This window comes from Hyphomonas sp. UBA4494, from assembly GCF_002388935.1.
Lineage (GTDB): Bacteria > Pseudomonadota > Alphaproteobacteria > Caulobacterales > Hyphomonadaceae > Hyphomonas.
The window spans coordinates 1-1,171 of sequence record NZ_DGNK01000042.1; the positions used below are offsets into that span (position 1 = coordinate 1).

The window sequence follows — 1,171 nt, forward strand, 5'->3', positions numbered from 1 at the left end:
GCATGTAGCGCACGCGCACGCCGTTTTCGTTGAGGAAGTCGGTCAGGTCTTCCGCCATCTTCTTGGTCAGCGTCGTGATCAGGCTGCGATAGCCCTTGGCGGCCACGTCCTTGACCTCGGCCATGACATCATCGACCTGGTTGGCGCCATCCTTCGAGACGGGGCGGACCTCGACCGGCGGGTCGATCAGGCCGGTGGGGCGGATGACCTGTTCGGTGAACACACCGCCGGTGCGGTCCAGCTCCCACTTGCCGGGCGTGGCCGAGACGTGGACGGTTTGCGGGCGCATTGCGTCCCATTCCTCGAATTTGAGGGGGCGGTTGTCCATGCAGGAGGGGAGGCGGAAGCCGTATTCGGCCAGCGTGGTCTTGCGGCTGAAGTCGCCTTTGTACATGGCGCCGATCTGGGGCACGGTCTGGTGGCTCTCATCGGTGAAGACGAGGGCATTGTCGGGCAGGTATTCGAACATGGTCGGCGGCGGGTCGCCGGGCTTGCGGCCGGTGAGGTAGCGGGAATAGTTCTCGATGCCGTTGCAGGAGCCGGTGGCGGCGAGCATTTCGAGATCGTACTGGGTGCGCTGCTGGATGCGCTGGGCCTCGAGCAGTTTTCCGTTGGCCTCGAAATGGGCAATCGTGGTCTTCAGCTCCGCCTTGATCTTGTCGATGGCCTGGTTGAGCGTCGGGCGGGGCGTCACATAGTGGCTGTTCGCATAGATCTTGATGGCGGGCAGCTTCTGCATGGTGCGGCCGGTGAGCGGGTCGAACTCGGTGATGCTCTCCAGCTCGTCGCCGAAGAAGGAGAGCTTCCAGGCGCGGTCTTCGAAGTGGGCCGGGAAGATGTCGACCACGTCGCCCTTCACACGGAACGTGCCGCGGGTGAAGGCCATGTCATTGCGGGTATACTGGTTGGCGACGAGCTGTTCGGCGACGCGGCGCGGGTCGATGCGCTGGCCCTCTTCGAGCTTGAACGTCATCGACGTGTAGGTCTCGACCGAGCCGATGCCGTAGATGCACGAGACGGAGGCGACGATGATCACGTCGTCGCGCTCGAGGATGGCGCGGGTGGCCGAGTGGCGCATCCGGTCAATGGCCTCGTTGATGGAGGATTCCTTCTCGATATAGAGATCGGCGCGCGGCACGTAGGCTTCGGGCTGGTAGTAATCGTAATAGGA

At 63.4% G+C, this 1,171-nt stretch carries 1 pseudogene; it reads right to left on the reverse strand.

The features are described from left to right. Positions 1 to 1,171, reverse strand: a pseudogene (locus B2P82_RS15685) (excinuclease ABC subunit UvrB); the annotation flags it as partial.